Origin of the sequence: Nitrosovibrio sp. Nv4 (genome assembly GCF_900215485.1) — a bacterium.
Lineage (GTDB): Bacteria > Pseudomonadota > Gammaproteobacteria > Burkholderiales > Nitrosomonadaceae > Nitrosospira.
In genome coordinates this window covers 1,585,666-1,611,615 of record NZ_OCMZ01000001.1, presented here as the reverse complement: position 1 = coordinate 1,611,615, position 25,950 = coordinate 1,585,666, and the positions used below count along the sequence as shown (strand labels likewise).

The window sequence follows — 25,950 nt, the reverse complement described above, 5'->3', positions numbered from 1 at the left end:
CTGGCGAATTCCAAGTCTGCATCACCGTTGTCAAAATGTCCACAATGATCGCAGGTTTTTTGGGATCAATCAGGAGCTACTCACCTTTCTCTGTCACGGACGCCTTGCTCCATCCTTTGGCAAACACCACCTGGATGGTATCACCAGCATTGATCTCATCGCTTTTTCGGAGCACCGCCCCGTCAGCCGCATAGGTAATACTGTAACCGCGCTCTAACACCGATTTCGGGTTAAGGTGGGCAAGGTCTGCCTGCCGGCGCTGCAAGCTCATCATGAGCGTTTCCATTCGAACGGCAACGGCCCGGCGCAAGCGCAGGCTGAGCTCGCGCTGGCGTTCATCCAGACGCGATATGTCCGGCCCGGCTGCAATAATGCGCTGTTCAAGCTCACGCAAACGCCACTTTCTGCTCTCGGAAATCCGCAGCCAGGAGCCAGCAAGTCGCTTGTGTAAACGCTGAAGATGCGCAATCCGGTCATCAATTCGCCTTCCTGGGTGTATCAGGCGGCATTCGAGCATATCCATATACTGCATGCGGCCTTCAATATCACGCTGGGCAGCGCGATGCATGCGACCCCCAAGAATTTCGCCAAGGCGGATCAATTCTTCACGATCCGGACAGACGAGCTGAGATGCGCCGGTAGGCGTGGGTGCACGAATGTCAGCCACAAAATCAGCAATGGTGAAATCCGTCTCGTGACCTACTCCACTGATGATGGGAACGAGACAAGCGGCGATTGCGCGTGCCACTACCTCCTCATTAAACGCCCACAAATCTTCGATAGAGCCGCCGCCGCGGCATAGAATCAGAACATCGCATTCAGCGCGGTTTGCAGCGTTTTGAATAGCCGCGGCTATTTTTACGGAAGCGCCCGTGCCTTGTACCGGTGTAGGGTAAACGATCACGGGCACGGAAGGCATACGCCGCTGCAGGGTGGATAGCACATCATGCAGTGCAGCGGCGGCTGGAGATGTAACGACACCGATCTGCTTCGGGAATAGCGGGAGCGGTTTTTTGCGGTCGGAGTCGAACAGTCCCTCGTTTCCGAGTTTGGCCTTGAGTTGCTCGAAAGCTTCGAACAAAGCGCCTTGTCCGGCGCGGCGAATGTGCTCGACACTCAGCTGAAAATCCCCGCGCGCAGGATATAACGTCACCAGCGCGCGCACCTCCACTCGCATGCCGTCCCTGGGCTGCCAGTCGAGGTACTGATTTTTATCCCTGAACATGACGCAGCGCACCTGGGCGTCCGCGTCCTTGAGCGAAAAATACCAATGGCCCGAACCGTAGCGTTTGATATTCGAAATTTCGCCGGCAACCCATAACAGCGGGAAAGCCTGCTCCAGCAAGTCTTTGGCGCTACGATTTAATTCGCTCACGCTCAGAATCGTCCGGGCAAGCTCCATTTCCATAATGAAATTCATCTTGACATTCTACAATAATCCACACTTGTCACGAAAAATGCATAATTGCAGCGGGCAAACCCGCATGAACGCTAGGGTTGAGATTAAGTACTTGTTTTTTAACGGTTTTACTTAAGTTCAAAAATTAATCTAATCAGAAAAAGTTGTTATGGCAGGGCGACTTAATGCTTCTATTTGCAAATTACCCACAAACTTATCCACAGCTATTGTGGAAAAGAAAAAACGACCCCATCCTTGCCGAAATCATGGAGGCAAGCTACATTACGGCTCTGATTTGTGCTGAGAGGTAATTGGTGTTCGCTTTGATTCAAGCTGCCGGTTGGCCGATCTGGCCGATCATTTTGGCTTCCATCGTCGCTGTCGGCATTATTGGCGAACGCATGTGGGCTTTGCGCCTGAGTATGGTAACACCGAGAGATCTGTTGTCCAAAGTCGTACAAGAGTATCGGAAAAGCGGCGTCAGTACCGATATGCTGGCGCGTCTGCAGAAACACTCTCCTCTGGGCCAGATTTTTGCCGCAGGGTTGAGGAATGACAAAAGCACGCGCGAAGTCATGAAAGAATCCATTGAAGAAGCCGGTCGCGCTGTCGCTCACGATCTTGAACGATATCTCACCACGTTAGGAACCATTGCCTCCCTGAGCCCGCTGATGGGTCTGTTTGGGACGCTGGTTGGCATGATTGAAATCTTTGGCGCGAATTCCCCTACTAGCGGCAGCAATCCGGCACAACTCGCTCACGGTATTTCCGTGGCACTCTACAACGCCGCATTCGGCATTTTGGTAGCCATCCCCAGCATCATGTTTTACCGTTATTTCCGTGCTAAAGTGGATGCGCTGGTGATAGAAATGGAATTGCAGGCGTTGAAACTGGTAGAAATCGTTCATGGCGAGCGCCAAGTGGATTTCCGGCCCGGCAAGGAAAGTTAACGCTGCGGCACTGTTTACAGGACAAGCATTTTTATCAATATCTCATCCGGGGACGAACGGGTTAATTTGCACAACTGCAAAAGGACAACTGCAAAACCGAAGCAGAACTGGCAGTTCAACTTTCGGTTTTCAGATATAGCCTTATTTTCGTTTACGTTCATCTATCGCGATACGGCTAAACAGCATGAATTTCCAGCGTGGCAGGCAAAAAGAAGAACCGGAAATCAATTTGGTGCCAATGATCGACGTATTGCTGGTAATTCTGATTTTTCTCATGATTACCACCACTTACTCGAAATTCTCCGAACTGGAAATCAGTCTGCCGCAGGCTACCTCCGACAAACCCAGTGAGCGTCCGAATGTCATTGATATCTCGATAAGCGCGGCCGGGAACTATACGGTCAACCGTACAGCCATTGAACACTCCAGTACCGAACGGCTCAGTGAGGAATTACGTGCAGCCGCAGGCGATCGTCCCGACCCGGTGATTGTCATCAATGCGGATGCCCAGGCCACACATCAGTCCGTTATAACAGTGATGGAGGCCGCGCGACTGGCGGGATACAATCACATCACGTTCACGACCGAGAATCCCAGATAGCCCCGCTGGTAATATTGGGCATACCATTTCATCCAGATAAGGGATCAGGCGGTGCGAGGGCAAAGTACAACAATTCTGCAATCGCGGGACACAACCGATAGAATGAAAGCGGCCAGTACAGATTCTTCGCTGATGGGGGTTGCGTCAGTGTTCAGTGCGTGGCCTCATGTGGCTACTGCGGGTCTGCATGAAGCAGGAGCGTATGGATTGACGTAATCGTATTAAAGTTGAGGAAAACTTATGGATTCGAAATTGCTCGATATTTTAGTATGCCCTTTGTGCAAGGCGCCGCTGCTATACAGGAAATCCGAAAATGAGCTGATCTGCAAGGGGGACCGGCTGGCTTTCCCAATCCGGGATGGCATTCCTGTAATGCTGGAAGATGAGGCGCGAAGGCTGCCGGTGGAAGAAGAAATTTAGCCTCAAAAGTAGCTTCATAAAAGTATCTGACCAGGTAATGTAAAACCAACTGACGTGTGCTGGGGCAGAAAAGGAATTTTAAAATGAAGAACGCTAATACCGCTGCCGTTCTTGGCGCACTTGTTGCGGATTCCGCGGCGCTGGGTCTGCATTGGCTTTACGACCAAGCGCGCATTGCAGAGATTGAAGCAGTCAAAGGATTGACTTTTCTTCAACCCGAAGCAATCAACTATGCTGGAAAAAAAGGTTACCTCGCGCATGGTCGAAAAGCGCCCGGCGAGTCCACCGGCTATGGTGAGGTTTGTTTATTGATGCTGAAGCACCTGGCAAAGCACGGTAACTTCAACCGCATTGAGTATCAGACCGAATACCGCGCACACTTTGGGCCTGGCGGAGAATTTGTCGGTTACATCGACTCCCCTACCCGCATGACATTGCGCAAACTGCTGTTCCTTGAACCCGCTGAGTTTCCAGCGGTATCAGGCGCGGATGACGACCAGCACCCGGCTCTGGCAGCGCTTCCGGCACTCGTCGCCACGCATGACGGGACCTTGGAAGACCTCATGAAACGTGCCGAGGAAGTGGTACGCGTGACAAATAACAATGAACTGGCGGTCGCCGCTGCACGGTGTTCCTCCGCCGCATTGTTCAGCCTATTGCACGGCATGCCCATGACGCAAGCTTTGACGGACGCATTGCCGTTTGCAGGAGCCGCGCTTCGACCGCTGCTGGAGCAGGCATTGGCTATGCCAAAGCTGGATGGCGTTGCGGCTGCCGAGCGCTTTGGCCTTGCTTGCCACGTCACGGAAGGCTTGCCGGTTATTTTTCATATTGCGCAACAAGCAACTGACTATCGTACGGCAGTCGAGTCCAATATACGTGCCGGGGGAGACAGCTGCGGCCGTGCAATCATGCTAGGCGCGATGGTCGCCGCACATAGAGCGATGCAGGACAATTCTGAATTTCCTGTTCCGCTATCGTTGCTGGCGCGATACCGGAATCTGGCCGCAGCTGCCGATGCATGCGCGGCGCTTTGATTATATCCTCGTCTACCAGAGCGCCGCGGTTTCAGCCCTGGAAGAAAGTCCTCAACAATCTGCTCGATAACTTTCTTTGGATAGCTTTGCTCCTGCTCCAATCTTCGGCATACTTGCATCCGCAGATTCGATCACTTTAAGTATCGCGGCCAGAGACCATGATCCATCATTTCTTCTTCATATAAAACGTGAATTCTCCAGCTGCTTCCAACAAAGAGAGCAACTCATTGCCCGTCTGATCGGCAAAGACCTGAAAGTCGATTACCGAACCGGGATCGGTCGCCATGATTTTCAATACCTGCCCGGTCGTCATGTCCATCAGGGATTTTTTGGTGCGCAGAATAGGCAAGGGACAGTTCAAGCCCCGCACGTCCAGCTCTTTATCGCAATTCACGGGTTTTCCTCCCATTCCTGAGCAATGGGCAGTTATCATGTCTGCCAGGAATGCGGCAAGTGAATTTCCAGAATGGATTTATATCCCACAGGAAACTCAAACAGGAAACTGACAAGCAACTACTTGTTGCAGAGCGAAGAATTGTGTCTGTTACGTTAATGTTGATAGTCATTGGGCCTAAAGAATGAGGAAAATCGGGCGGAGGATATTAAAGATGAGTTAGCATACTGTGCTATTTCTATTTCCATCGCATGTCCTTTCGAGTCGAGTTCAAGGCAACGGTGAAAGATAATACCATCATGCTATTTTGATTGAGACCGTTACAGGTCCTTAAATTATTACCGGTTGCATTATTATGCCAGTCAACTTCACACCTCCACTACCCGAGCAACTGCTGCCAATAAAAGGCGTCGCCCTGGGCGCTGCCGAAGCCGGCATAAAAAAACCCGGCCGCAGGGACCTGCTCGTGATCACTTTGGATGAAGGCGCAACGGTCGCCGGCGTTTTTACACAAAACGATTTCTGTGCCGCGCCAGTAATAGTCGCTAAAGAACATCTTTCGAATCTGAACCCGTCATGCTCAGTGCGTGCATTAGTGGTGAATACCGGTAACGCCAACGCAGGCACAGGGGACGCGGGAATTGTGAACGCCCGTGCTACTTGCGCCGAACTGGCGCGATTGCTCGATTGCGACAGCCGCCAGGTACTGCCATTTTCCACCGGGGTGATTATGGAACGGCTACCGTTGGAAAGGATTATTGCCGGATTACCCGCAGCGGTAGCCGACCTCAAGACGGATAACTGGTTTGCTGCCTCGCAGGCAATCATGACAACCGATATCGTATCCAAGGCGGCATCGAAGCAGGTTTCTCTCAATGGCACACCCGCGACCATTACCGGCATTGCCAAGGGCTCGGGGATGATTCATCCAAACATGGCGACAATGTTGAGTTATATCGCAACCGATGCCGCCTTGAGCCAGCCGCTGCTGGAAGAAATCGTGCGATACGCAGCAGAAAACTCTTTTAACCGCATCACGGTGGACGGCGACACGTCAACGAATGACGCTTTCATTCTGATCGGGACCGGCCGTGCCGCCAATTCAGCAATCACGGATAACAAAAGCGCTGATTTTGCCCAGCTGCGAGATGCAATAACCGAGGTTGCGACGCAGCTTGCGCAAGCTATCATACGCGACGGGGAAGGCGCCACCAAGTTCATCACTATACAGGTCGATGGCGGCAAGACGATGGATGAATGCCTTAAAGCTGGGTACGCCATTGCACATTCACCGCTGGTTAAAACAGCTTTTTTCGCATCTGATCCAAATCTTGGCCGAATACTCGCAGCCATTGGCTATGCGGGCATAGAGAAGCTTGATATCAGCAAATTGCAACTCTATCTGGATAATGTGCTGGTCGCGGAAAAGGGCGGCAGGGCCGAGGGCTACCTCGAACAGGATGGCCAGCGTGTGATGAAGCAATCTGAAATCACCGTGCGTGTCGTGCTGAACAGAGGACAGGCATCGGCAACCGTCTGGACGTGCGATCTGTCCTATGATTACGTAAAGATCAACGCGGATTATCGAAGCTAACCTGGGGGAGCATTAACCCGGAGCATTACCCGAAACCGGAAGCATACAGGAGCAAACAAACGGCTGCTCGTTGCGCACATCGGTTGCGCGCAACGAGCCTGACTCAATAGGGGCTATTTCAAGTTGCTCGATAGACCGCTAACCTGAGCAGAGCGATGCAACCGCTATCCGGCGCCCTTTCTCTTACTGACCCATGGGCCTCATGTGAGGCAGGTCGCGATCTACTGTTTCGCCCGCTCCGTATTCGCGCTCACGATACACGTCCACGCCGCCACGATCACCACGGTCGCCGGAACCATACCTGTCACCGGACCGATGCCGGTCGCCGTGACCATGCTTCTTTCTCATCTTGCTTGCTTCATCCTTATCGATATACCCATCCATATTGGTATCCATCCGTTCGAACATTGTTTCAGCATGGCGCGCATGTTCATCCTTGCTGACTCGGCCATCATTGTCGGTATCCGCCATAGACATTCCACATCGGCCCTCACCATACTTCTTATCGCCCTTCTTTTCGCCGTACCCATCCTTCTTGTCGCCATATGGGTCCTTGTCGTGATAATGAGACTCGGCCACCATGTAACCTTTATCCAGGGATTGCGCAGTGAAAGGGTTCTCGGCCGCGGACGCAATCGATGCGGTACCGAAGGTTGCGGCAACAGCGGATCCTATGGCGAGAGAAATAATTGATTTTTTACTGGGCATATTCATGATGTCTTCTCCTAAATGTTTTGCTTCATTTAAAGGAAACCTCCGGGAAAGCACGCACTAACCAATCGCCGCGTCCCAACAAAGATTCTATCTTCCTTGTTTCTATTTATTACAGTCTGTTACGATAGGAACCCAAACCGCAGCACCTCGCATACGCTTAACGTAACACGCCAAATCATGACGTTTTCAGCTGAGCGGTTCCGTTCGATAGCACACATATGACGCGCACCCAGGTGCGCTGCCGCTCCGTGCTCTTTAGTCATCGCCGGTGATGGTATCAAGGATCGAAAAGCGAAACATCGATATGCTACGAAATATGCTGTATTGCCGGGGCGATGTGACTGCTGGCGCAGACCTTTATGGTCGACCTCCGTTTGCTGCAATACGATATTAGGATGGATACTCATGAAAGATTGGGACAAGCTATACGATCGGACCGAAACATTACTTTCCCGTATGGAGGGGTTGCTTGCGGTTGGCCAGCCCGAGCCTGACTGGAACGCCGCCATGGCTTTCCGCTGGCGAAAAAGCGGCGGTGCTGGCTTTATTCAACCTGTTACCCACGCTCATCACATTGCGTTCGACGCCTTGCAGGGTATCGAACGGCAGAAAAAACTCATAGACCAGAATACGCATCAGTTCGTACGAGGCCATCCCGCCAACAACGTGCTACTTACGGGTGCGCGTGGAACAGGAAAGTCATCGTTAGTGAAGGCAATGCTGAGCAAGTATGCGGCAACGGGATTACGTTTAATTGAAGTGGAAAAGCATCATCTCACCGATCTGCACGATATCGTCGAAAAAATACATCGGCGCCCGGAACGCTTCATCCTGTATTGTGACGACCTCTCGTTCGAGGCTGGCGAGCCTGGCTACAAGGCATTAAAGGTAGTACTCGACGGTTCCATCGCCACGGCTTCTGAAAACGTCCTTGTCTACGCGACTTCCAATCGCCGCCATCTGATGCCCGAATCCATGCAGGACAATCTGGACGCAAGGCATATAGGAGAAGAAATCCACCCCAGTGAAGCGGTCGAGGAAAAAATTTCGTTATCGGAACGTTTCGGACTGTGGGTATCGTTCCACCCGTTCGATCAGGAGCAATACCTGACCGTACTCGAATATTGGCTCACCTATTTCGGTGTGGAAAAAACGGCTCCTTCAATACGTGAAGCGGCACTGCAATGGGCGCTGGGACGCGGATCCCGAAGCGGACGCGTAGCGTGGCAGTTTGCGCGTGACTGGGCGGGAAAACAGAAAACAGATGGAACAAGTGGAACAGAGACAACGGGGGGCCGTAAATAATTCCGTTCGGCATGTTTCATCCCTCTGATATCGTTGAAGTCGCTGCTGGGGTCATCACCCGACCCGATGGCGCTTTCCTTCTGGCGCGCCGACCCCAAGGCAAGCCTTACGCGGGCTACTGGGAGTTCCCCGGCGGCAAGGTGAACCCCGACGAGCCGCTGCTGCACGCGCTCAGGCGCGAGTTGCTGGAAGAACTGGGTATATATGTCGAGCATGCCTATCCCTGGATCACCCGCACGTTTACCTATCCGCACGCTACCGTACACCTCTGCTTTTATCGTGTCGTAAAATGGCGTGGCGATCCGCAGCCCTGTGAAGACCAAGAGTTGTCATGGCAGTTTGCCAACAATACCCGGGTTGAACCGATGCTGCCGGCCAACGCACCTGTCTTGCGCGCACTCGACCTGCCGCCGATCTACGGAATTACCAATGCCGCGGAATGGGGAGCGAACGTTGCATTAGCCCGGATTGAATGCGCATTGCAAAAAGGGCTACGCCTGGTGCAGATACGTGAGAAAGAGATGGCAAGGAAAGCATTGCACGATTTTACAAGTGAAGCAATTTCCCTTGCTCATCGTCATGGTGCCAGGGTATTGTTGAACGGCGACGTTGCCAACGTTGACTTCTGCCGCGAAGCAGGCGCGGACGGAATACATTTTCCGTCAAAACAGCTGATGAATCTGGTAAAGCGCCCGGATATCGAATGGTGCGGTGCATCCTGTCACAATGCGGAAGAGCTTTTTCGAGCCCAGCAGTTGTGCATGGATTTTGTCGTGCTGGCTCCCGTACTGCCGACATTGAGCCATTCCGGATCTACCCCGCTAGGCTGGCAGAAATTTGCCGCGCTCACTCATGGCTGCCCCATACCCGTATATGCGCTAGGCGGGCTGCACCCATGTGATTTAACCACAGCATGGGACCACGGCGGACACGGCATAGCAGTGATGCGAAGTATTACCTGATGAATGTCTGGACAGGCCGCCTACTTCTCATCTTTTAATGGATCGTTCTCCTGGTTTTCCGTATTCTTTTCCGTAGGGATGCGGTAGGATTCCGCGGCCCATTGTCCGAGGTCGATCAGCTTGCAGCGCTCGGAACAAAAAGGGCGGTACCGATTGCTGATATCCCAGATGATAATCTTGCCGCATTGCGGGCAGTTAACGAGCGGTTTCTTCATAGTTATGAACTCAAAACATGTATTTATTGGACCAGCCGCACGCAATAGTGTTCATCCGACGTTTGCTTGTGAGCCCGATCAGCTACATCAGCGGGTAGCTACCTTACCTTATTTCTGATATCCGTTCGGCGATCTATTCTAAATGGCCGTGGCGGCCGCCATGCGGTTCTCCCTCAGTAGAAATAATATAAATGGTATATGGACAAGCCAGGCCAAAACGCCCATCGCGAAAAAAACGACCAAACCCGACGATGCGCCGAGAAAATGCGTTCGCAGCGCGTTGATGAATAAAGAGTGATGTATAGCGGTTTTTACCGTCCAATCAACAAGTTTTTACAATGCATATTTATTTTCCAATACGTACTATGGTAAAATGGTTAAGTTTTTTATGAGTTTTTTTAGAGGTCCGAACTGAAAAACGGGACTGCAAAAATATGGCAGATATTGGGAAAAAACAAGAAATGAACAGCAGGAGGCGCTTTCTCCTCGTCGCAACTTCGATTGCGGGGGGGATCGCAACTGCTGCGGTGGCAACTCCTTTTGTGTTGAGTATGATGCCCAGTGAACGCGCAAAAGCGGCTGGCGCACCGGTTGAGGTCGACATCACCAAGCTTGAGCCAGGGATGCTGCTTCTGGTGGAATGGCGCGGCAAGGTAGTGTGGGTATTGAACCGTACCCCGGATATGCTGGCTAACCTGAAGAAGCTTGACGGTCAGGTAGCTGATCCCAAATCGGAAAAGGCCCAGCAACCCCAATATGCGCAAAATGAAACACGCTCCATCAAGCCGGCAATTCTCGTAGTGGAAGGCGTCTGCACCCACCTGGGATGCTCTCCCGTATACCGCAAGGATATCGCTCCCGCGGATCTCGGCGCCGACTGGCTGGGCGGTTTTTTCTGCCCCTGTCACGGTTCCAAGTTCGATCTGGCCGGCCGCGTCTACAAAAGCGTTCCGGCGCCAACGAATCTGGTCGTCCCTCCCCATACGTATTTAAGCGATACCAGCCTGTTGATCGGGTCTGATCGTAAGGAGACCGCATAAATGAGCAAACGATTGGAATCCATGGTCGGCTGGATAGACGCGCGTTTTCCGTTAACCGCCAACTGGAGGGCTCATCTTAGCGAGTATTACGCACCGAAGAATTTCAATTTCTGGTATTACTTCGGCTCGCTGGCCATGCTTGTCCTGGTGAATCAACTTCTCACCGGTATTTTTCTCACCATGAACTATAAGCCGGACGCGAGCATGGCATTCGCGTCCGTGGAATACATCATGCGGGATGTGAATTTCGGCTGGCTGATCCGCTATATGCATTCCACTGGCGCATCCATGTTCTTTGTGGTCGTCTACCTGCATATGTTCCGCGGCATGATGTACGGCTCATATCGCAAGCCACGCGAACTTCTCTGGCTGATCGGCATGGGCATCTTTTTCGTCCTGATGATGCTGGCGTTTACCGGTTATATCCTGCCTTGGGGGCAAATGTCCTATTGGGGCGCGCAGGTGATCATAAGCATGATCGGTGCAATTCCGGTAGTAGGCGAAACGCTCTCGAACTGGCTGCTCGGCGACTTCATGCTGTCGGACGCCGCGCTCAACCGCTTTTTTGCCTATCACGTCGTGACTCTGCCCGTTTTGCTGGTGGTGCTGGTGGTAGTGCATATATTGGCATTGCATGAAGTCGGCTCGAATAACCCGGATGGGATTGAAATCAAGGCAAACAAGGATCCTGTGACGCATATTCCGGTGGATGGCATCCCTTTCCATCCCTACTATTCCGTGAAGGATATTTTTGGCGTGATCGTGTTCCTGATTCTGTTCACCGGGATCATATTTTTCGCCCCGGAAATGGGTGGGTACTTCCTTGAGTACAACAATTTCGTTCCCGCCAATACGCTGCAAACGCCCGACCATATCGCTCCGGTATGGTACTTCACTCCGTACTACTCGATGCTGCGGGCGGTCACCGTTAATTTTCTCTGGATAGATGCAAAACTCTGGGGTATCGTGCTGATGGGTGGTTCGGTCGCAATCTTCGCCCTGCTGCCCTGGCTGGACCGCAGTCCCGTTAAATCGATCCGCTACAAGGGGCCAATTTTCAAGTTTGCCCTCACACTCTTTGTCATTAGTGTCTTTGTGCTTGGCTACCTCGGCACGAAATCGCCTACCCCTCTCTACACGTTACTCGCGCAGATATTCACGGTGGTCTACTTTGCCTTCTTCATTCTCATGCCGTGGTACAGCAAGATAGACAAAACCAAGCCTGAACCAACCAGGGTGACAGAATGAGAAAAATAACAAGTATTTTATTGGTCTTTTGCCTGGCTCCGCTTGTCGCGTTTGCCAGCGGCTCGGATGTGAAGTTGGACCGCGCCCAGATCCATGCCAGCGACAAGCTTTCGCTGCAACGCGGTGCACAGACCTTTGTCAACTATTGCCTGTCGTGCCATAGCGCGGAATATATGCGCTATAACCGGCTAAGAGATATCGGACTCACGGAGAACCAGGTCAGCGATAACCTGATATTCACCGGACAGAAGGTGGGTGAACTGATGACTGTCGCCATGAAGGCTAAAGACGCCAAGCAATGGTTGGGTGTAGCCCCCCCTGATCTGTCGGTAATCGCGCGTTCGCGCGGTCCCGACTGGCTCTACACATATCTCAGGAAGTTTTATCGTGATGAATCCACCGCTACCGGCTGGAATAATCTCGTATTTGACAAAGCTGCCATGCCCCATGTGCTATATCAGTTGCAGGGCGAGCAATCACTCATGGTGAAGAATGTCGACGATGGCCATGGCGGCACACATGAGGTAAAGGAACTGAAACTCGACAAGCCCGGTACGCTCTCAAAAACAGAGTATGACGCATATGTTACTGATCTTGTTAACTTCCTGGTCTATCTGGGTGAGCCGGCTGCCACTAAACGGGTACAATTGGGAATTATTGTAATGCTTTTCCTGTTTGCCATGCTGGGACTGACCTATGCACTGAAACAGGAATACTGGAAGGACGTCCATTGATTATTTCTCATCTGTTACAAAGTATTCCGCCCATATACGCTGAAAATAACAAGTCATGATGACATTGTATTCAGCCACTACCTGTCCGTTCAGCCACCGCTGTCGTATCGTGCTGTATGAGAAAGGTATGGATTTTCAGATCATCGATGTGGATTTGCATAACAGGCCGGAAGACCTTGCGGTAATGAGTCCGTATGGCAGGGTGCCAGTGCTGGTAGAGCGTGATCTTATCCTCTACGAGTCCAACATCATCAATGAATATATCGATGACCGCTTTCCTCATCCGCAGTTGATGCCTGCGGACCCGGTGATGCGTGCCCGTGCGCGTCTATTTCTGCATCGCTTTGAGCAGGAGCTTTTTTGCCATATTGATGCGGTCGAGCATGGAAATCAGAAGGCTGCAGATAAGGCACGCGCAGCCATACGCGATAACCTGACAGTGATTGCGCCGGTATTCGTCAAGCAGAAATATATGCTGGGGGATGAATTTTCCATGCTCGATGTGGCAATTGCGCCCCTGCTGTGGCGACTGGATCACTATGGCATTCAGCTACCCAAACAGGCCGCACCGCTATTGAAATTCGCCGAACGGCTGTTCAGCAGGCCGGCATTCATCGATGCACTCACCGCCTCCGAGAAGGCGATGCGCAAATGAAAGAGCTTTCCACCAAGCCGTATATGATTCGCGCCATCTACGAATGGTGTTCCGATAGCGGCTTAACGCCCTACCTGTCCGTTAAGGTAGATGCCCAGACTCGTGTACCCGATGAATTTGTAAAAGATGGCGAGATTGTGCTTAACATCAGCCATGATGCCGCACATCATCTTACGCTCGGTAATGATGTGATTCAGTTTTCCGCCCGATTTAGCGGCGTCTCGCGCGAAATTTCGGTGCCGGTTGGCGCAATCCAGGGAATATTCGCCAAGGAAACGACTCAAGGCATACTCTTCACACTTGAGGGTGAAAGCGATAAAGCCCAGGCTGAAAACAGCATCGAGGAGTCTGACAAATCAGAGCCGACACGGCAAAATTCATCGTCCGCCGGTGTAAAACGCCGCTTTCAGGTCATCAAGTAGATTTCTGCTCACTTTTGCAGCACCTTCACAAGTTTGCTCCCCCGCTTCCCAACCTCTATAATTGCACCCGCGCCGGCATAGCTCAGTTGGTAGAGCAGCTGATTTGTAATCAGAAGGTCCCGAGTTCGACTCTTGGTGTCGGCACCAATAATAACAATGGTTTATAGAATTAATCTATAAGCCATTGTTATTCGTGTAGACGATATGTAGACACTATCGATATGAACCCTTAATCCGCGGGTTCAAATCCGACACGTCCCCCTGTGACCAAAGTCGCACACCACATTTCAAACAATTATTTTTCCTGATAACGGACGCTCAATGTTTGAGGTAAGTGGCGCGCGGAGGCAGCACGCCGGCGCGTCCGTAAATTAATAACTTAGGATGATCAACTTGAGAGCCTTCAATTCTTGAAGACACTATTTAATTCACGTTCGATCTCTTCATCCCCTGGGCTATCAATCATCAGAGACTGGCAGTCAATCGTTCGTAGTCGATTTAGCAGGCCAAGTTTATGAAAGTTGATTGCGCCGGGAATCGATTCTTCGCCGCCCGCGATCATATAGAAAATTATTACAATCTCGTAGCGGGTTAGCTGTGCATTGATGAACTTAACATATGAGTCCCTGTTGCTGGTATTTTCAGCAAGTTCTACAACGAAGAGAAGATTTCTGAAGTATCCATCGAGAAATTCCCCGTGATCGCGCATGATCTGCCGGAGAGCATTTGCATAATGACGCTGTCGTTCTTCGAAAGGAATCTTGTAGAAGTTCATACGACCTGTGGCGAGTAGTGCTTCGCGGACTTTCTCGGGTTCCTCGCCGCGTGATCCAATGTACGCCTTTAGGCGTTCCCATCGCCTGTTGAATTCACCTTGCGCGGTGATATCGGCTATGAAGGCGTTTCGATCTTCCACCAGAGTTTCAGAGAAGCGCGAGCCGTTCAATGCCTCGAATATTTTCGAGTAGTGGATGTTTGAGACAGTCTCAGGCGTCTTGCAAAGCAGCATTCGTGCGATCTCCACCGATTCTGTTGACAGTTCGGAATAAAATCTCTCTGCAATATGCTTCAGGCTTTTGGGCGCCGAAGACCCCGAGTCGCCAACTGTGATAGTGCTGTGTTCGATTCGGTTCTGGAGAGACTCAAAGAGTTTGAAGAAGACGCTATCCTCATTTTGACGTTTGAACTGATCCCGAGTTAGGCGCGTTGTGTACGCCAGTATAATAAGCGCTAAGCTACCATATACTCCGCTTAAGTATGAGCCAAACTCTCCCCAGCGACCATGTTCGGTGGACAGGTCTCCGTGAAACTGGCGGATGTAAAAAACGATCGGAACTAGGAATCCGATGGCGACAATTACTAAGCTGTGGGACTTCTTCACTGGGGCGTGCTGTTATGGGCGGCCTTCTGAAGCCTAACGCTTGAGTAACCATCCGCCAAGGTGTTAATCAGCGTGCAAAACGTGGAGGAGACCTGCAAGCGCCGCTTGCAGGTGGTCCGGTTGACTGAGAGGTTAGCCCCCAATTTTGCCAGCCAGCCCGCCGATTATTGCGGCCACGACAGGATGAGCAAGGAACTCAGCCAATTTCGATTTGGCGGCTTCTTTCTCAGGCGCCTCGACATTTGACGCTTCAATCTTCGTGAGAATATCGGCGAGCGAAAGTGACATGGTCTGCGCGGTGATTGAGTAGCCCGCGACATTGATGTTTCCCGTGACCGAGCCATTGAATGTGATATTAGACACTGACTTCTCCTGATGCAGTTTGGCGTACAAGGGGCAATCTGAGAAATGGAGTGGTTCGACGTAGCTCCACAACCAGCGCCAGTCTTTTCCTTCCGACGCCGGATTTTCTGCGATAAGCTGCTCAGCGAGTTGCCTATCAATGTCGTCCCCTATCCGAATGAGCGTACTGCTAAACAGTCTGAATGTATCGTAGGCAACCTCGGGACAGAAATTCGAATAGCAACTCGGGTTCTTGCCGCCGGAGATCGATGCTTCTGTCTCGGTTGTCACAGAGGCGAGTTCGTGGGCGCGCCACTTGGCGAGAGTGGCACCATACAACTCCTTTGACATTCGTGTAGTGATTCCCGCGTCCGAGAGAAGTGCCGTGCTCTCAAAGTAGCGAGGGCAACGATGGATGCTCGCATGCGGGCAACGGCCTGGGAGCCGTTTCCGCTTGCTCTGCGACGAGTACCAAGCAAGATCGGGATAGATGAGCGGCACGGATACCTATTGGGGGCTAACGTAAAGTAGGCGACAAAAATGACGCATAATCTGGCACGGAGAATTACTAATATAGGGTTCTTTATCACGTTTATTCACAGGATATGAATTTAATGATCCACTTTGGCTTTTTGGACTCAAGGGAGAGTTACTTTTGGGCGCCGTGAAAGTGATCCGATATGCTTAGGATTGTTAGATTTTGTGTGGTTGCATTGTGTCGAAAGCAATTTGAATCTAACAGTCAATGTTAGATCAAACCTCTAAAGGCTCAAAAACGTCTTTGCCTCTACAGGAAGTTTCCGTAAATCCATTTTTAGCTCACCAACGTATATTTTCTTCAATATCTTCTGTTGAATATCCTTCATACAATTTTCGAATTCGCGGAAATTGATGCAATCTCCATAGGCATGAAGATAACCATTTTTTCTTGATTCTATGGCCCTTCCTAGGGTTGCTAGGGTAATTCTTCGCGAGAGCAATTCCTTAATTGATGTCATTTGAGAAAAAGTTTCTCGAATCCTTTCCAATTGTTTTGGCATCAAGCGAAGCACATACTTGCTTTTATCCAAACAAAGTCCGAGCCCCAGAAACTCTGCTGGTGTTTCTGGATCATGAATAGTTGATTTAGAATCTAATTCAATCCTAGGGATAGCCAATCCTAAGTTTCCCAGCTCTTCACTACAAAACGCCGCAATCTCCTTACATTCATTTTCATTTTTTGCAAAAAAAATTAAATCATCGGCATAACGCACACATGCGTATTTTTTCTTTTGTACTGTTTCGTCAAACTTGAGAAGTAATAAATTGGCAAAGAAAGGCGATAAAGGCATTCCTTGTCTTATTCCTAGCCCTTCTTTTATACCGAGTTTTTTTATACGAGTTTTATCTCTGGATGATGTATGTTGGATTTCGCAGGCCGACGCTTCTATTAATAATTTGTGCAATGACGTTTCTCTAATATTTTTAGTGATAGCGCCAGCAAGGATTTTGCGATCTACAGAATCAAAGAAGGAAGTAATATCAGTTTTAAATACCCAAGGATTTTTTTTTCGTTGAACACAAGCGACTGAGACTGCTTCACCAACGCCTCGGTTTTTTATAAAACCGAAGCTGATCCTATTAGCAAGCCGCTCATAATATTTGGTCGATAATTCTTCTAGCAGCGCTCGTTGAACAATTCTATCAATTACCGTCGGCACACATATTAACCGGTCCTTTCCGTTCGCTTTAGGTATTAGATGAGGCCGAAGCTTTTCATAACCGAATTTACCTTTCCTAAAACTCAGGCAAAGTTTATTTAGATTACCCTTCTCATCACGCGCAAAATCATTTATTGAAACACCATCGATACCAACTGTATTTCTGGAGGAAGGACGGGATTTTTTCTTTAGGACTTGCCAACTAGCATTCATTGAATTCCAGCTAGTGACGGATAGAAAAGCGCTCTTAGACATTTTCAGACTCAGCACTGGTGTCGGTCCCCCCGAACCAGTGCAGAAAAGTCATAACGGAACCCGCGATGCTGAGCGCCTCGTAAGAGGACCCGGGCGTGCTGCGTTTTCCCGCTCTGATGCTTACGCGATTGCTCGCCTTTGCGCCATTTTGCCGCTTTGTAACGTGCAGCGCAACCAGCAGAGATGCATGATGGGCGCTACTTATTACCTCCACAGCAGCCGAGCTGCGATAATATGACATTGACATAAATGCGTCTCCTATACACGTCTTTGTTTGTAAGGCTAAGAGAACTGACACAACTAGCCCTTTCACAAGTACGCGAACAAGTGAGCTTCGAGTAAACATCCCGCAACTCAACCTTGATTGCGCGCCCCCAACCCTGCCACACTGTCCCCCTACACGTTTATTGGTCGCCTTCCCGACATTTCCGGGGGTAGAAGACGATTCAAAGCTGACGGAACCCGCGATGCTGATCGCCTCGTAAGAGGACCCGGGCGTGCTGCGTTTTCCCGCTCTGACGCTTAAGCGATTGCTCGCCTTTGCGCCATTGAGCCGCTTTGTAACGTGCAGCGCAACCAGCAGAGATGCATGATGGGCGCTACAATCTGCTCATACTGTACCATATTCTTCCCTTTATAAATACCATATATGGTGGCGTTAGCTATGAAAGAATCTATATGCGCGGGGAAAAGGGATCAGTGCCTTCTTTGGAAGTTTAACGCGTACAGTTATTGACAGTACTCCAAGGGGGCAGGACCAATCGGATAAGGCAATTATTGCCGCGCTTTCATTCATAAGCTCGTAAAGCTCAACCGGCTTTTTGATCTTGTTGAGCTCGCATTTGTGCTTAATGGTCCACTGATGAATTCGGGTAGGAAAAATAATCCTTTCCCTTGAAGGAAATGGGGTCAAACATCATTATCACTTTTTCTCGGCCTGCCCACCCCCTTGGATGCGGCACGGCGCTGACTAACTGCCTCAACCTGTTTTCTGAACCTCTCCCCTCCCAAGGCCCAGCCCTTGTGTGTGCATTCGCGAATTTCTGTCAGGTTATCGATAGAAATGGCCGACCTGAATAATTGGCGGTACGCGCTTTGTCTATCCGCCTCATCGCGTCCTAATCGCAAATACTCCTCATGCGGCGTCAACCAGTCCGCGTTTAACCCCTGCTCACCTCGTGCATTGTAGCAATAGCTCGACCAGGGATAATCCTCAGGATAAGCAACGATACCTGCCCGCACCGGGTTGAGCTCGATGTACCGCATCAGGGTCAGCAGGTATTGTTCACTATCCACGATTGTCGCCCGGTAGCGCCCTTCCCATAGCGTGCCACTGCGCTGGTAAGTGTAATTGAAGTACTGTACATAACGTCTACCAACTGACTGGAAGACTTTGCTGATGCTATCGTCGAATTCTGGCGACGCTAATAGATGGATATGGTTGGTCATCCAGACATATGCGTGGATGCTCAGGCCGTGCTTCCTGGCCGCTTCTACCAAGGCATTTCGAAAAAACTGATAGTCTGCTTTAACAACAAAGATTGCCTGCCGGTTGTTGCCGCGCTGGATTATATGCTGCGGTTGGCCGGGAATGGTGTAACGGGGAAGGCAGGCCATGGCGGTTCATCCTGAACTAAATGAGCGGAGTTAGCAGGAATAATAATGTTTGACCCTATTTCCTTTGGAAACAAAAAAGCCCAGACGGACTAACCGTGGCTGGGCATGGGTCAATATCGGAGAGGACGGACCCAAGATGTTTACAGAAGGGGTAAATGTAAACACCGGAAATGATCTTCTCATAACAATATGTCGAATCTATGACGCGCAAACACTTTAACCGATAAATTTGCGGCAAAATTCAATGCCGCTTCTCCAGTTGCTGCTTGATTTGCTCCAAGTCCTGCTGGATCTGCTCAACGGACGCTACCAGATAAATAAGGCCGAGATAAAGGTTATATTTTTCAGGCTGGCTTTTTTGGTCGCCGAAGGCATTGAGGTTTTCGACGAACATTCTTTTCGCATCCGAGGCTGCTGACATGTTTTATCTCCTTTACGCCAAAAAATTGATACGCTGTTGCGGAATGCCGTCCAGGAAACATTGCGAGGCCGCTACATCTTTCGCCAATCCTTAGTCGCTTCAAAGGCAGCTGCTGCCTGGTATATCGTGCTTTCGTCCCAGTACTTACCGACCAGCATCATTCCAACTGGTAGTCCGTCGCGCATTCCACAAGGGACGGACATTGCGGGATGACCTGTGGCGTCAAAGGGGGCCGTATTAGGAATCATCTCGAAAGCTCGCTGGATCATAATTGCCAGAGGCGCGTTTGCTGGGGGAATCGGTTTGGCCTTGATGGGTAGGGTCGGCATAACAAGAAGGTCAACATCCGACAGGGCGTCGTCATATGCATTGCGTAGCCGCCGGCTCAGGTTCTGCGCTTTGGCGTAGTAACACCCTCCATGTTGGCGAATAAAATATTCGCCGATGAGCATGGATATCTTGAGTGATGGTGACAATTCGTCTACCCGAGTCCGCCAGTTCGAGTGAAAGCTCATCAAATCGGGTAGATACAATCCTTTCCAGTTGAAGCCGAATCCGTTACCGGACATCATCTGCGCCTGCAGACCCTCAAGGGCTATAGGTGTCCATATGGCAGCGCCGTCAAGGTGCATGGGGATAGATATTTCCCGTACCTCTGCACCTGATGTTTCAAATTTTTTTGCTGCAATTCGCACTGCTTCGTCTACATCGGCCTCACTATTTGGGTGACCAAACCCTTCCTTGACGATCCCGATCCTTAGCCTGGAAACACCCTTGGAGAGAGAATCAGTGTACTTCGCTGTCGTTACATGACATTGCCTCGGATCCAATCCATCCTCTCCGGCAATAACCTCAAGCAGTAGCGCGTTATCGGCCACAGTCGCGGTAATTGGGCCAACATGATCAATTGTGCTTTCAATGGGAAAAACTCCACTGTACGGCACCAGGCCATGTGTCGGTTTCATTCCATAAGCCCCTGAGAATGAGGATGGAATACGAATGGACCCGCCTTGATCGCCGCCAATTGCCATTGGGATTTCCCCGGTGGCAATCAGGGCAGCGCAACCAGAGGAGGAACCACCCGCCATATATCCATGCTTGTGGGGGTTATGGACCGGCCCATGGGCCGAAGTATGACTACCGCCCGAGAGGCAGAAATATTCGCAATGAGCCTTACCTGCAATCGTTCCTCCCGCATCCAGGATTCGCGTTACAAGCGTGGCATCAACATTTGGAACGTACCCCTCGAGTGTTGAGGCACCGTTCATCATCGGAACACCTGCCAGACATATATTGTCTTTAAGCACGATCTTCCGCCCTTGGAGAACACCTTTATCTGCTCCTCTGATGTCGGTCTTCACATACCAGGCATTGAGGGTATTTTCGGACGGAGAGGGGTGATGCCCTGCGGTGCGTGGATAAGTGACTACCGGAAGATTGTCGGGGAGCTCGTCGACCCGGTCATAGGCTTGAAATGTAGCCTCCATAAGCTCCATATAATCCCGAATTTCTTGCTCAGACATGTGCATGTGCAGACTGCCAGCCAAGTCTCGCATCTGTTCGAAAGTGGGCCGCTTTATCATTCTGGTTTTATCTCCGCTCATATGTCGGCAAAACCTAATCCTCTGCGATGTACTCTCTCCTGACACGTCACGGGGTATCCCTGCACTCGGATTCTCGATATGGACTCCTCCGACGGGCCGCTACTGCGGCGGATCTACCCGCCAAATGTCCGGTCCTGCCGCTTGAACCAGGACAAGGCATGTTCAAAATGCTGGGGCTCGAAATCCGGCCAGTATTCATCCCTGACATAAAAATCCGCATACACCGATTGCACCGGGAGAAAACCGCTCAGGCGGCGCCCTCCTCCCCACCGCACAATGAGGTCAAGACGCGAAACATCATTTGAGCGCAAACCCCCATTTTTAAGGCCATCCAGGTCCCATTCCCATCCATAGTTAATGAGTAGATTCACCTTCATGCCGGTGCCCTGGCGCGTTCTGAATGATTCCAGAACCTTGGGAAACTGCGCGGAAGTCTCATCGCCCAGAACAAGCAGGGCCGCGCCGCGGCGAGCAATTTCAAAAGCAAATGCTACGGATGCATCGGTAAAGGCAAGCTTCTGAGCGTTGGGCCGCTTGGTATTGTCTTGCGTAAAACAGTAAATGGAAGCTTCGGCTATTCCGCGTTTTTTGCATATTTCGTAGAGTGATAAACCCGGCCCGATACCTGATACATATCCCTCCTCTTTAGGCAGGCCGCGGTTCATGGCCCAGCGGCGATTCCCGTCTGGAATGAAGCCGACATGGCGCGGAGTGCTATTTTTTGCCATTTGCATCCTTATCGAAGCATGATTCGGAGTGACACCGCGGCTTTAGAACTATACCTTTTTTTTTGCCTCCCCTGCGAGATACAACCAGGTATCCACTACAGTGTCGGGATTAAGCGAAAGGCTTTCGATTCCTTCCTCCATAAGCCATAGCGCCAGATCCGGATGATCGGATGGCCCCTGACCACAAATCCCGACATATTTGCCGGCTTTACGGCATGCCTGGATAGCCAGCCGCAGCAGGGTCTTTACTGCGGGGTCGCGTTCATCAAAGGCTTCGGCAACGAGGGCTGAATCGCGATCCAGTCCAAGGGTGAGCTGTGTAAGATCATTGGATCCAATGGAGAAACCATCGAAGTATTCCAGAAATTGATCAGCCAGCAGTGCGTTGGAAGGAATTTCACACATCATGATCAACCGCAGTCCGTTCTCACCGCGCTTCAAGCCGTTCTCTTCCAGCAGCTCTATTACGTGCCGGGCCTCGACCAGCGTTCGCACAAAGGGGATCATGATTTCCAGATTGGTAAGTCCCATTTCATCGCGTACTTTCTTCAGCGCCCGGCATTCCAGTTCGAAACAATCGCGGAAATCGTCTGCTACATAGCGCGACGCGCCCCGAAAGCCCAGCATCGGATTTTCTTCCCTGGGCTCATATTGCTGCCCGCCGATGAGGCTGGAATACTCGTTCGATTTGAAATCCGACATGCGTACGATGACAGGTTTGGGGAAGAAAGCAGCGCACAGAGTGGCGATGCCTTCGGTCAGTTTTTCTACATAAAAGCTGACCGGATCGGGGTAACCTGCACTTTGGCTTTCCACCTGCTGTTTCAGGTCGGCGGAAAGATTGGAATATTGCAGTGCGGCTTTGGGATGGATTCCGATCATACGTGCAATGATGAACTCCAACCGCGCAAGCCCTACGCCATCATTGGGCATGCGCTGAAACCCGAACGCCAGCTCCGGATTGCCAACATTCATACTGATTTTGACTGGCGGCTTTGGCATACTTTCAAGTGCGAGATCGTTAACTTCAACTTCCAGCACCCCGCGATAAATGTTGCCGGTATCGCCCTCGGTGCAGGATACCGTCACCATTTGATTCTCAGCCAGCAAATCGGTAGCGTTACCGCAGCCCACCACTGCCGGAATCCCCAGCTCACGCGCAACGATTGCAGCATGGCAGGTGCGGCCGCCGCGATTGGTGACAATGGCGGAAGCACGTTTCATGACAGGCTCCCAATCGGGATCGGTCATGTCAGTCACCAGCACATCGCCTTCGCGCACGCGCGACATTTCGCTGGCATTCAAGATCGGCCGCACCGGCCCTGTGCCTATTTTCTGGCCGATTGCGCGCCCGGAGACCAATATTTCCGATTTTCCCTTCAAGCGATAGCGCCGCAATGTATCCATCCCGGCCCGCGCCTGCACCGTCTCGGGTCGGGCTTGCAGGATATAGAGCTTGCCGTCCACGCCATCCTTGCCCCACTCGATATCCATCGGTCTTTGATAATGCCGCTCGATGACGAGTGCATGACGAGCCAGCTCCTCGGCTTCCCCGTCGCTGATGGAAAACCGCTTGCGCTCGGCCTCCTCCACATCCACCGTTTCGACTGGACGGGCCGTTTCACGGCTTGCAGAAAATTGCATCTTGATGAGCTTGGACCCGAGATTTCGCCGCAGAATTGCGGGCTTTCCCTGAGTCAACGCAGGTTTATAAACGTAGAACTCGTCGGGATTCACCGCACCTTTGACCACGGTTTCGCCAAGACCATAGGAAGACGTGATAAAAACCACCTTATCAAAACCGGATTCGGTATCCAGGGTGAACACTACTCCGGCGGCCCCGATGTCGCTGCGAACCATTCGTTGGATTCCCGCGGATAGCGCCACTTCGGAATGAATGAAACCCTTGTGCACGCGATAGGAAATAGCACGGTCATTGTAGAGTGATGCGAACACATCCTTGACCGCCTTCAGCAGATTTTCCGCCCCATGTACATTAAGAAAGGTTTCCTGCTGCCCCGCAAATGAAGCATCTGCCAAATCCTCGGCGGTTGCCGAGGAACGCACCGCTACCGAGATATCGCCTGCTTCCGCTTCACGCAACATCTTTTCGTAAGCATCGGAAATTTCTTTTTCCAATCGCGGCGGCAATGGTGTTTCTATTATCCAGCCGCGAATCTGGGCGCCAGCCGTTGCCAATGCGGCGACGTCTCCAGTATCCAGGTTTGCAAGTCGCTCTTCGATGCGTTGCGCGAGTCCACCATCAGCCAGAAAATCACGATAGGCATCGGCTGTCGTAGCAAAACCACCGGGAACCCTGACTCCTGCCTGGGTAAGCTGACTGATCATTTCACCCAGCGAAGCATTCTTGCCCCCGACACTGCTCACATCGGTCATACGCAACTCGTCGAACCAGATCACATATCGTGAATCGCTCATTTCTGCTCCTGTTCGCAAGTGGGGTGCGGTAGGTGATTAAAGAGGATTGTATTACATCCCTAAACGCGATATTTTGCCCTAAGTCGCATAAATCAACGTGTCAACATTACTGGCGAGCCGGATCAAATGTCAACCATGACGAAGCTGCCCATGTCGGAGCTGTCCATGTCGAAGCTGTCCATGTCGGAGCCTCCGCAGCGAACCGCGTTCTTCCTGTCGGACCGCACTGGCATTACTGTCGAAATGCTGGGGCATAGTCTGCTCAGCCAGTTTGAAAACGTGGCTTTTGAAGAAATCACCCTGCCCTACCTCAATACCAGGGAAAAAGCCGTGGCCGTTGTGGGGCAAATCAATGAGCGCGCCAGCACGGGACGGTCGCGTCCACTGGTATTCAGTACATTCGTAAATCCCGAAATACGGCTTGTTCTTGACTCTGCCAATGCATTGCATCTCGACTGTTTCAGTATTTTTATTGCCCCGATGGAAATCGAACTTGGCATACGTTCGTCGCATACCGTTGGGCTTTCCCACCGGGTCGAAAACCCGATCGATCACCGCCAGCGAATTGAGGCAATAAGGTACACGTTGGAACATGATGACGGTATTTCACAAAAGAACTGGCGCCAGGCCGACATTACGCTGATCGGCGTATCCCGCACGGGCAAGACTCCCACCTGCCTCTATCTCGCGCTGCAATACGGTATTCATGCCGCCAATTATCCTCTCGTCCCTGAGGACTTCGATCGCGCGACGCTCCCGGCCCAGCTCAGGAATGTGCACAGCAAGCTGTTTGGCTTTACCATCGATCCTCTACGGCTGCATCGAATGCGAAACGAACGCAAACCGGACAGCAAATATGCATCGATCAAGAACTGTCAGTATGAAGTGCGCGAAGCGGAAATGCTGATGCGCCGTGAAGGTATTCCGTATCTCGACGCAACCAGCAAATCCATCGAGGAACTGGCAACAGCTGTAATGCATGAGGCGAAACTGGAGCGAAAGATCTATTAGGGAAAATCATTAATGGCGAGAGAGCGGATGAACCCAGAAGGCCCGCAATAACGGGCACTGGATTCTAGGCAACGCATCCGAACCCGTGGTCATGACGATATTTCGCCAGCAGCAGCTGCACGTCACTGTCCTCTGAAATCTTGTTTGCTGATTCCTTCAGTGGCCGATCATCCGGGTATAAATCAGAAAATGCAACAATCGACATGGCCGCCAGTTCCCATTCTTTTCTCGCGAATTCGCTATCACTGCCATCCCTGAAATCCGAATTGGCATAAACCGACCTCGGTCTGTCCACCCTCAGGCTCATTTGATAGAGTACATATCCCACCACGCACAGGAAGAGCCCAGCTGCGAACATTTCCCTGAGTAGATATACGAAACCCAGGAAGAACGATGTCAGGTACAGGATGACACTGTTAAGCTGCTTTTTCCAGGAAGTGGTCGGATAGGCGAGCGCCATCCAGTACTTCACGATATAGGCGGTCAGATCGTCGGCATTGTCCCACTTCTCGGCAAGAATCCTGGTTATCGTTGCGGGTGGCATATCCGGTCTGCCGATCAATACATGAGGCGCCACGGCAATCGCATAAAACACCGGCAAAACCGCGCCCCAGTAGACCGCGAGCATCTGGTTCAGCGAAAATGAAGCATAGAGCGCGACTGCATTGATGATGAATATCATCAACCTTCCCCCTTCCGGATCAGCGGGTTTGAATTTACGGGTTTCCAGTTTAATGACGACATAATTTAACTTCGCGACTC

27 protein-coding genes and 1 tRNA gene are annotated in these 25,950 nt (G+C 51.2%); 14 read left to right on the top strand and 14 right to left on the bottom strand.

The features are described from left to right. Positions 1-76: 76 nt before the first annotated feature. Positions 77-1,420 carry an exodeoxyribonuclease VII large subunit gene (gene xseA / locus CRO05_RS07220; protein ID WP_235001326.1) on the bottom strand — a complete coding sequence of 448 codons (1,344 nt, stop codon included), beginning with the start codon at positions 1,418-1,420 and terminating at the stop codon, positions 77-79. A gap of 293 nt (positions 1,421-1,713) precedes the next feature. Between xseA and CRO05_RS07215 the strand changes: the two genes are divergently transcribed. The 4 genes from CRO05_RS07215 (at position 1,714) to CRO05_RS07200 (ending at position 4,407) form a co-directional block, all read left to right on the top strand. Further along, a complete protein-coding gene (locus tag CRO05_RS07215) occupies positions 1,714-2,349 on the top strand; it encodes a MotA/TolQ/ExbB proton channel family protein (protein WP_097066736.1) in 636 nt (211 codons plus the stop codon). Between the two features lie 184 nt (positions 2,350-2,533). Beyond that, the gene (locus CRO05_RS07210; protein WP_097066421.1) at positions 2,534-2,950 is read left to right on the top strand and encodes a biopolymer transporter ExbD; all 417 of its coding nucleotides are present in this window, start codon (positions 2,534-2,536) and stop codon (positions 2,948-2,950) included. 240 nt (positions 2,951-3,190) lie between these two features. Then, on the top strand, positions 3,191-3,370 hold the full coding sequence (locus CRO05_RS07205) for a Trm112 family protein (RefSeq protein ID WP_090881284.1): 180 nt from the start codon (positions 3,191-3,193) through the stop codon (positions 3,368-3,370). An 83-nt stretch (positions 3,371-3,453) separates the two neighbouring features. Then, positions 3,454-4,407: an ADP-ribosylglycohydrolase family protein gene (locus tag CRO05_RS07200; RefSeq protein WP_097066420.1), complete on the top strand. Its 954-nt coding sequence runs from the start codon at positions 3,454-3,456 to the stop codon at positions 4,405-4,407. 166 nt (positions 4,408-4,573) lie between these two features. Here CRO05_RS07200 and CRO05_RS07195 read toward each other — a convergent pair whose 3' ends face one another. Continuing rightward, a complete protein-coding gene (locus tag CRO05_RS07195; RefSeq protein ID WP_090881291.1) occupies positions 4,574-4,801 on the bottom strand; it encodes a sulfurtransferase TusA family protein in 228 nt (75 codons plus the stop codon). 355 nt (positions 4,802-5,156) lie between these two features. Between CRO05_RS07195 and argJ the strand changes: the two genes are divergently transcribed. Beyond that, the gene (gene argJ, locus CRO05_RS07190; protein WP_097066419.1) at positions 5,157-6,395 is read left to right on the top strand and encodes a bifunctional glutamate N-acetyltransferase/amino-acid acetyltransferase ArgJ; all 1,239 of its coding nucleotides are present in this window, start codon (positions 5,157-5,159) and stop codon (positions 6,393-6,395) included. A 183-nt stretch (positions 6,396-6,578) separates the two neighbouring features. On the opposite strand, the gene CRO05_RS07185 is transcribed toward argJ, so the two are convergent. Beyond that, positions 6,579-7,109, bottom strand: coding sequence for a hypothetical protein (locus CRO05_RS07185; protein ID WP_235001325.1), 531 nt, complete (start codon positions 7,107-7,109; stop codon positions 6,579-6,581). Positions 7,110-7,514: 405 nt separating this feature from the next. On the opposite strand from CRO05_RS07185, the gene CRO05_RS07180 reads away from it, so the two are divergent. Further along, entirely contained in the window at positions 7,515-8,414 is a 900-nt protein-coding gene (locus CRO05_RS07180) for an ATP-binding protein (protein ID WP_097066418.1), read from the top strand. Between the two features lie 11 nt (positions 8,415-8,425). After that, a complete protein-coding gene (locus CRO05_RS07175) occupies positions 8,426-9,376 on the top strand; it encodes a Nudix family hydrolase (protein WP_097066417.1) in 951 nt (316 codons plus the stop codon). A gap of 20 nt (positions 9,377-9,396) precedes the next feature. On the opposite strand, the gene yacG is transcribed toward CRO05_RS07175, so the two are convergent. Continuing rightward, entirely contained in the window at positions 9,397-9,591 is a 195-nt protein-coding gene (gene yacG, locus CRO05_RS07170; RefSeq protein WP_181319817.1) for a DNA gyrase inhibitor YacG, read from the bottom strand. 461 nt (positions 9,592-10,052) lie between these two features. Between yacG and petA the strand changes: the two genes are divergently transcribed. The 6 genes from petA (at position 10,053) to CRO05_RS07140 (ending at position 13,837) form a co-directional block, all read left to right on the top strand. Beyond that, entirely contained in the window at positions 10,053-10,631 is a 579-nt protein-coding gene (gene petA / locus CRO05_RS07165) for a ubiquinol-cytochrome c reductase iron-sulfur subunit (RefSeq protein ID WP_369831602.1), read from the top strand. Next, complete coding sequence (locus tag CRO05_RS07160) at positions 10,632-11,879, top strand: cytochrome bc complex cytochrome b subunit (protein ID WP_097066415.1); 1,248 nt, start codon at positions 10,632-10,634, stop codon at positions 11,877-11,879. Further along, positions 11,876-12,613 carry a cytochrome c1 gene (locus CRO05_RS07155; RefSeq protein WP_097066414.1) on the top strand — a complete coding sequence of 246 codons (738 nt, stop codon included), beginning with the start codon at positions 11,876-11,878 and terminating at the stop codon, positions 12,611-12,613. Before CRO05_RS07160 ends, CRO05_RS07155 begins: the two co-directional genes overlap by 4 nt. Positions 12,614-12,668: 55 nt before the next feature. Then, positions 12,669-13,268: a glutathione S-transferase N-terminal domain-containing protein gene (locus tag CRO05_RS07150; RefSeq protein ID WP_090881315.1), complete on the top strand. Its 600-nt coding sequence runs from the start codon at positions 12,669-12,671 to the stop codon at positions 13,266-13,268. Further along, entirely contained in the window at positions 13,265-13,690 is a 426-nt protein-coding gene (locus CRO05_RS07145) for a ClpXP protease specificity-enhancing factor (protein ID WP_097066413.1), read from the top strand. Before CRO05_RS07150 ends, CRO05_RS07145 begins: the two co-directional genes overlap by 4 nt. Positions 13,691-13,761: 71 nt before the next feature. After that, positions 13,762-13,837: transfer RNA gene (locus CRO05_RS07140), tRNA-Thr, on the top strand. Between the two features lie 256 nt (positions 13,838-14,093). Here the strand turns inward: CRO05_RS07140 and CRO05_RS07135 are convergent. The 9 genes from CRO05_RS07135 to ppsA all read right to left on the bottom strand — a co-directional run bounded on the left by CRO05_RS07135 (position 14,094) and on the right by ppsA (position 24,177). Then, the gene (locus CRO05_RS07135) at positions 14,094-15,071 is read right to left on the bottom strand and encodes a putative phage abortive infection protein (RefSeq protein WP_097066412.1); all 978 of its coding nucleotides are present in this window, start codon (positions 15,069-15,071) and stop codon (positions 14,094-14,096) included. Between the two features lie 132 nt (positions 15,072-15,203). Further along, positions 15,204-15,764: a hypothetical protein gene (locus tag CRO05_RS07130; RefSeq protein WP_097066411.1), complete on the bottom strand. Its 561-nt coding sequence runs from the start codon at positions 15,762-15,764 to the stop codon at positions 15,204-15,206. 410 nt (positions 15,765-16,174) lie between these two features. Further along, the gene (locus tag CRO05_RS07125; protein WP_097066410.1) at positions 16,175-17,368 is read right to left on the bottom strand and encodes a reverse transcriptase/maturase family protein; all 1,194 of its coding nucleotides are present in this window, start codon (positions 17,366-17,368) and stop codon (positions 16,175-16,177) included. Next, a complete protein-coding gene (locus CRO05_RS07120; RefSeq protein WP_097066409.1) occupies positions 17,361-17,615 on the bottom strand; it encodes a hypothetical protein in 255 nt (84 codons plus the stop codon). Before CRO05_RS07120 ends, CRO05_RS07125 begins: the two co-directional genes overlap by 8 nt. Positions 17,616-18,277: 662 nt before the next feature. Next, positions 18,278-18,985, bottom strand: a complete 708-nt coding sequence (locus tag CRO05_RS07115) for a transposase (RefSeq protein WP_097066408.1) — start codon at positions 18,983-18,985, stop codon at positions 18,278-18,280. 241 nt (positions 18,986-19,226) lie between these two features. After that, entirely contained in the window at positions 19,227-19,406 is a 180-nt protein-coding gene (locus tag CRO05_RS07110; protein WP_097066407.1) for a hypothetical protein, read from the bottom strand. A 71-nt stretch (positions 19,407-19,477) separates the two neighbouring features. After that, positions 19,478-20,989 (bottom strand): amidase, encoded by a 1,512-nt coding sequence (locus tag CRO05_RS07105; RefSeq protein WP_097066734.1) that lies wholly within the window; start codon positions 20,987-20,989, stop codon positions 19,478-19,480. Between the two features lie 134 nt (positions 20,990-21,123). Then, a complete protein-coding gene (locus CRO05_RS07100; RefSeq protein WP_097066406.1) occupies positions 21,124-21,738 on the bottom strand; it encodes an undecaprenyl diphosphate synthase family protein in 615 nt (204 codons plus the stop codon). Positions 21,739-21,786: 48 nt separating this feature from the next. Next, positions 21,787-24,177: a phosphoenolpyruvate synthase gene (gene ppsA / locus CRO05_RS07095; protein WP_097066405.1), complete on the bottom strand. Its 2,391-nt coding sequence runs from the start codon at positions 24,175-24,177 to the stop codon at positions 21,787-21,789. 126 nt (positions 24,178-24,303) lie between these two features. Between ppsA and CRO05_RS07090 the strand changes: the two genes are divergently transcribed. Then, on the top strand, positions 24,304-25,188 hold the full coding sequence (locus tag CRO05_RS07090; protein ID WP_339390086.1) for a pyruvate, water dikinase regulatory protein: 885 nt from the start codon (positions 24,304-24,306) through the stop codon (positions 25,186-25,188). 64 nt (positions 25,189-25,252) lie between these two features. Here the strand turns inward: CRO05_RS07090 and CRO05_RS07085 are convergent, their stop codons facing one another. Further along, complete coding sequence (locus CRO05_RS07085; RefSeq protein ID WP_097066404.1) at positions 25,253-25,870, bottom strand: hypothetical protein; 618 nt, start codon at positions 25,868-25,870, stop codon at positions 25,253-25,255. Positions 25,871-25,950: the final 80 nt, after the last annotated feature.

Excerpts from the sequence above, each read along its gene's own strand:
- xseA (WP_235001326.1), bottom strand. The coding sequence starts at position 1,420 with ATGAATTTCATTATGGAAATGGAGCTTGCCCGGACGATTCTGAGCGTG.
- CRO05_RS07210 (WP_097066421.1), top strand. The coding sequence starts at position 2,534 with ATGAATTTCCAGCGTGGCAGGCAAAAAGAAGAACCGGAAATCAATTTG.
- CRO05_RS07205 (WP_090881284.1), top strand. The coding sequence starts at position 3,191 with ATGGATTCGAAATTGCTCGATATTTTAGTATGCCCTTTGTGCAAGGCG.
- CRO05_RS07200 (WP_097066420.1), top strand. The coding sequence starts at position 3,454 with ATGAAGAACGCTAATACCGCTGCCGTTCTTGGCGCACTTGTTGCGGAT.
- argJ (WP_097066419.1), top strand. The coding sequence starts at position 5,157 with ATGCCAGTCAACTTCACACCTCCACTACCCGAGCAACTGCTGCCAATA.
- CRO05_RS07185 (WP_235001325.1), bottom strand. The coding sequence starts at position 7,109 with ATGAATATGCCCAGTAAAAAATCAATTATTTCTCTCGCCATAGGATCC.
- CRO05_RS07180 (WP_097066418.1), top strand. The coding sequence starts at position 7,515 with ATGAAAGATTGGGACAAGCTATACGATCGGACCGAAACATTACTTTCC.
- CRO05_RS07175 (WP_097066417.1), top strand. The coding sequence starts at position 8,426 with ATGTTTCATCCCTCTGATATCGTTGAAGTCGCTGCTGGGGTCATCACC.
- yacG (WP_181319817.1), bottom strand. The coding sequence starts at position 9,591 with ATGAAGAAACCGCTCGTTAACTGCCCGCAATGCGGCAAGATTATCATC.
- petA (WP_369831602.1), top strand. The coding sequence starts at position 10,053 with ATGAACAGCAGGAGGCGCTTTCTCCTCGTCGCAACTTCGATTGCGGGG.
- CRO05_RS07160 (WP_097066415.1), top strand. The coding sequence starts at position 10,632 with ATGAGCAAACGATTGGAATCCATGGTCGGCTGGATAGACGCGCGTTTT.
- CRO05_RS07155 (WP_097066414.1), top strand. The coding sequence starts at position 11,876 with ATGAGAAAAATAACAAGTATTTTATTGGTCTTTTGCCTGGCTCCGCTT.
- CRO05_RS07150 (WP_090881315.1), top strand. The coding sequence starts at position 12,669 with ATGATGACATTGTATTCAGCCACTACCTGTCCGTTCAGCCACCGCTGT.
- CRO05_RS07145 (WP_097066413.1), top strand. The coding sequence starts at position 13,265 with ATGAAAGAGCTTTCCACCAAGCCGTATATGATTCGCGCCATCTACGAA.
- CRO05_RS07130 (WP_097066411.1), bottom strand. The coding sequence starts at position 15,764 with ATGTCAAAGGAGTTGTATGGTGCCACTCTCGCCAAGTGGCGCGCCCAC.
- CRO05_RS07125 (WP_097066410.1), bottom strand. The coding sequence starts at position 17,368 with ATGTCTAAGAGCGCTTTTCTATCCGTCACTAGCTGGAATTCAATGAAT.
- CRO05_RS07120 (WP_097066409.1), bottom strand. The coding sequence starts at position 17,615 with ATGTCAATGTCATATTATCGCAGCTCGGCTGCTGTGGAGGTAATAAGT.
- CRO05_RS07115 (WP_097066408.1), bottom strand. The coding sequence starts at position 18,985 with ATGGCCTGCCTTCCCCGTTACACCATTCCCGGCCAACCGCAGCATATA.
- CRO05_RS07110 (WP_097066407.1), bottom strand. The coding sequence starts at position 19,406 with ATGTCAGCAGCCTCGGATGCGAAAAGAATGTTCGTCGAAAACCTCAAT.
- CRO05_RS07105 (WP_097066734.1), bottom strand. The coding sequence starts at position 20,989 with ATGATAAAGCGGCCCACTTTCGAACAGATGCGAGACTTGGCTGGCAGT.
- CRO05_RS07100 (WP_097066406.1), bottom strand. The coding sequence starts at position 21,738 with ATGGCAAAAAATAGCACTCCGCGCCATGTCGGCTTCATTCCAGACGGG.
- ppsA (WP_097066405.1), bottom strand. The coding sequence starts at position 24,177 with ATGAGCGATTCACGATATGTGATCTGGTTCGACGAGTTGCGTATGACC.
- CRO05_RS07090 (WP_339390086.1), top strand. The coding sequence starts at position 24,304 with ATGTCAACCATGACGAAGCTGCCCATGTCGGAGCTGTCCATGTCGAAG.
- CRO05_RS07085 (WP_097066404.1), bottom strand. The coding sequence starts at position 25,870 with ATGATATTCATCATCAATGCAGTCGCGCTCTATGCTTCATTTTCGCTG.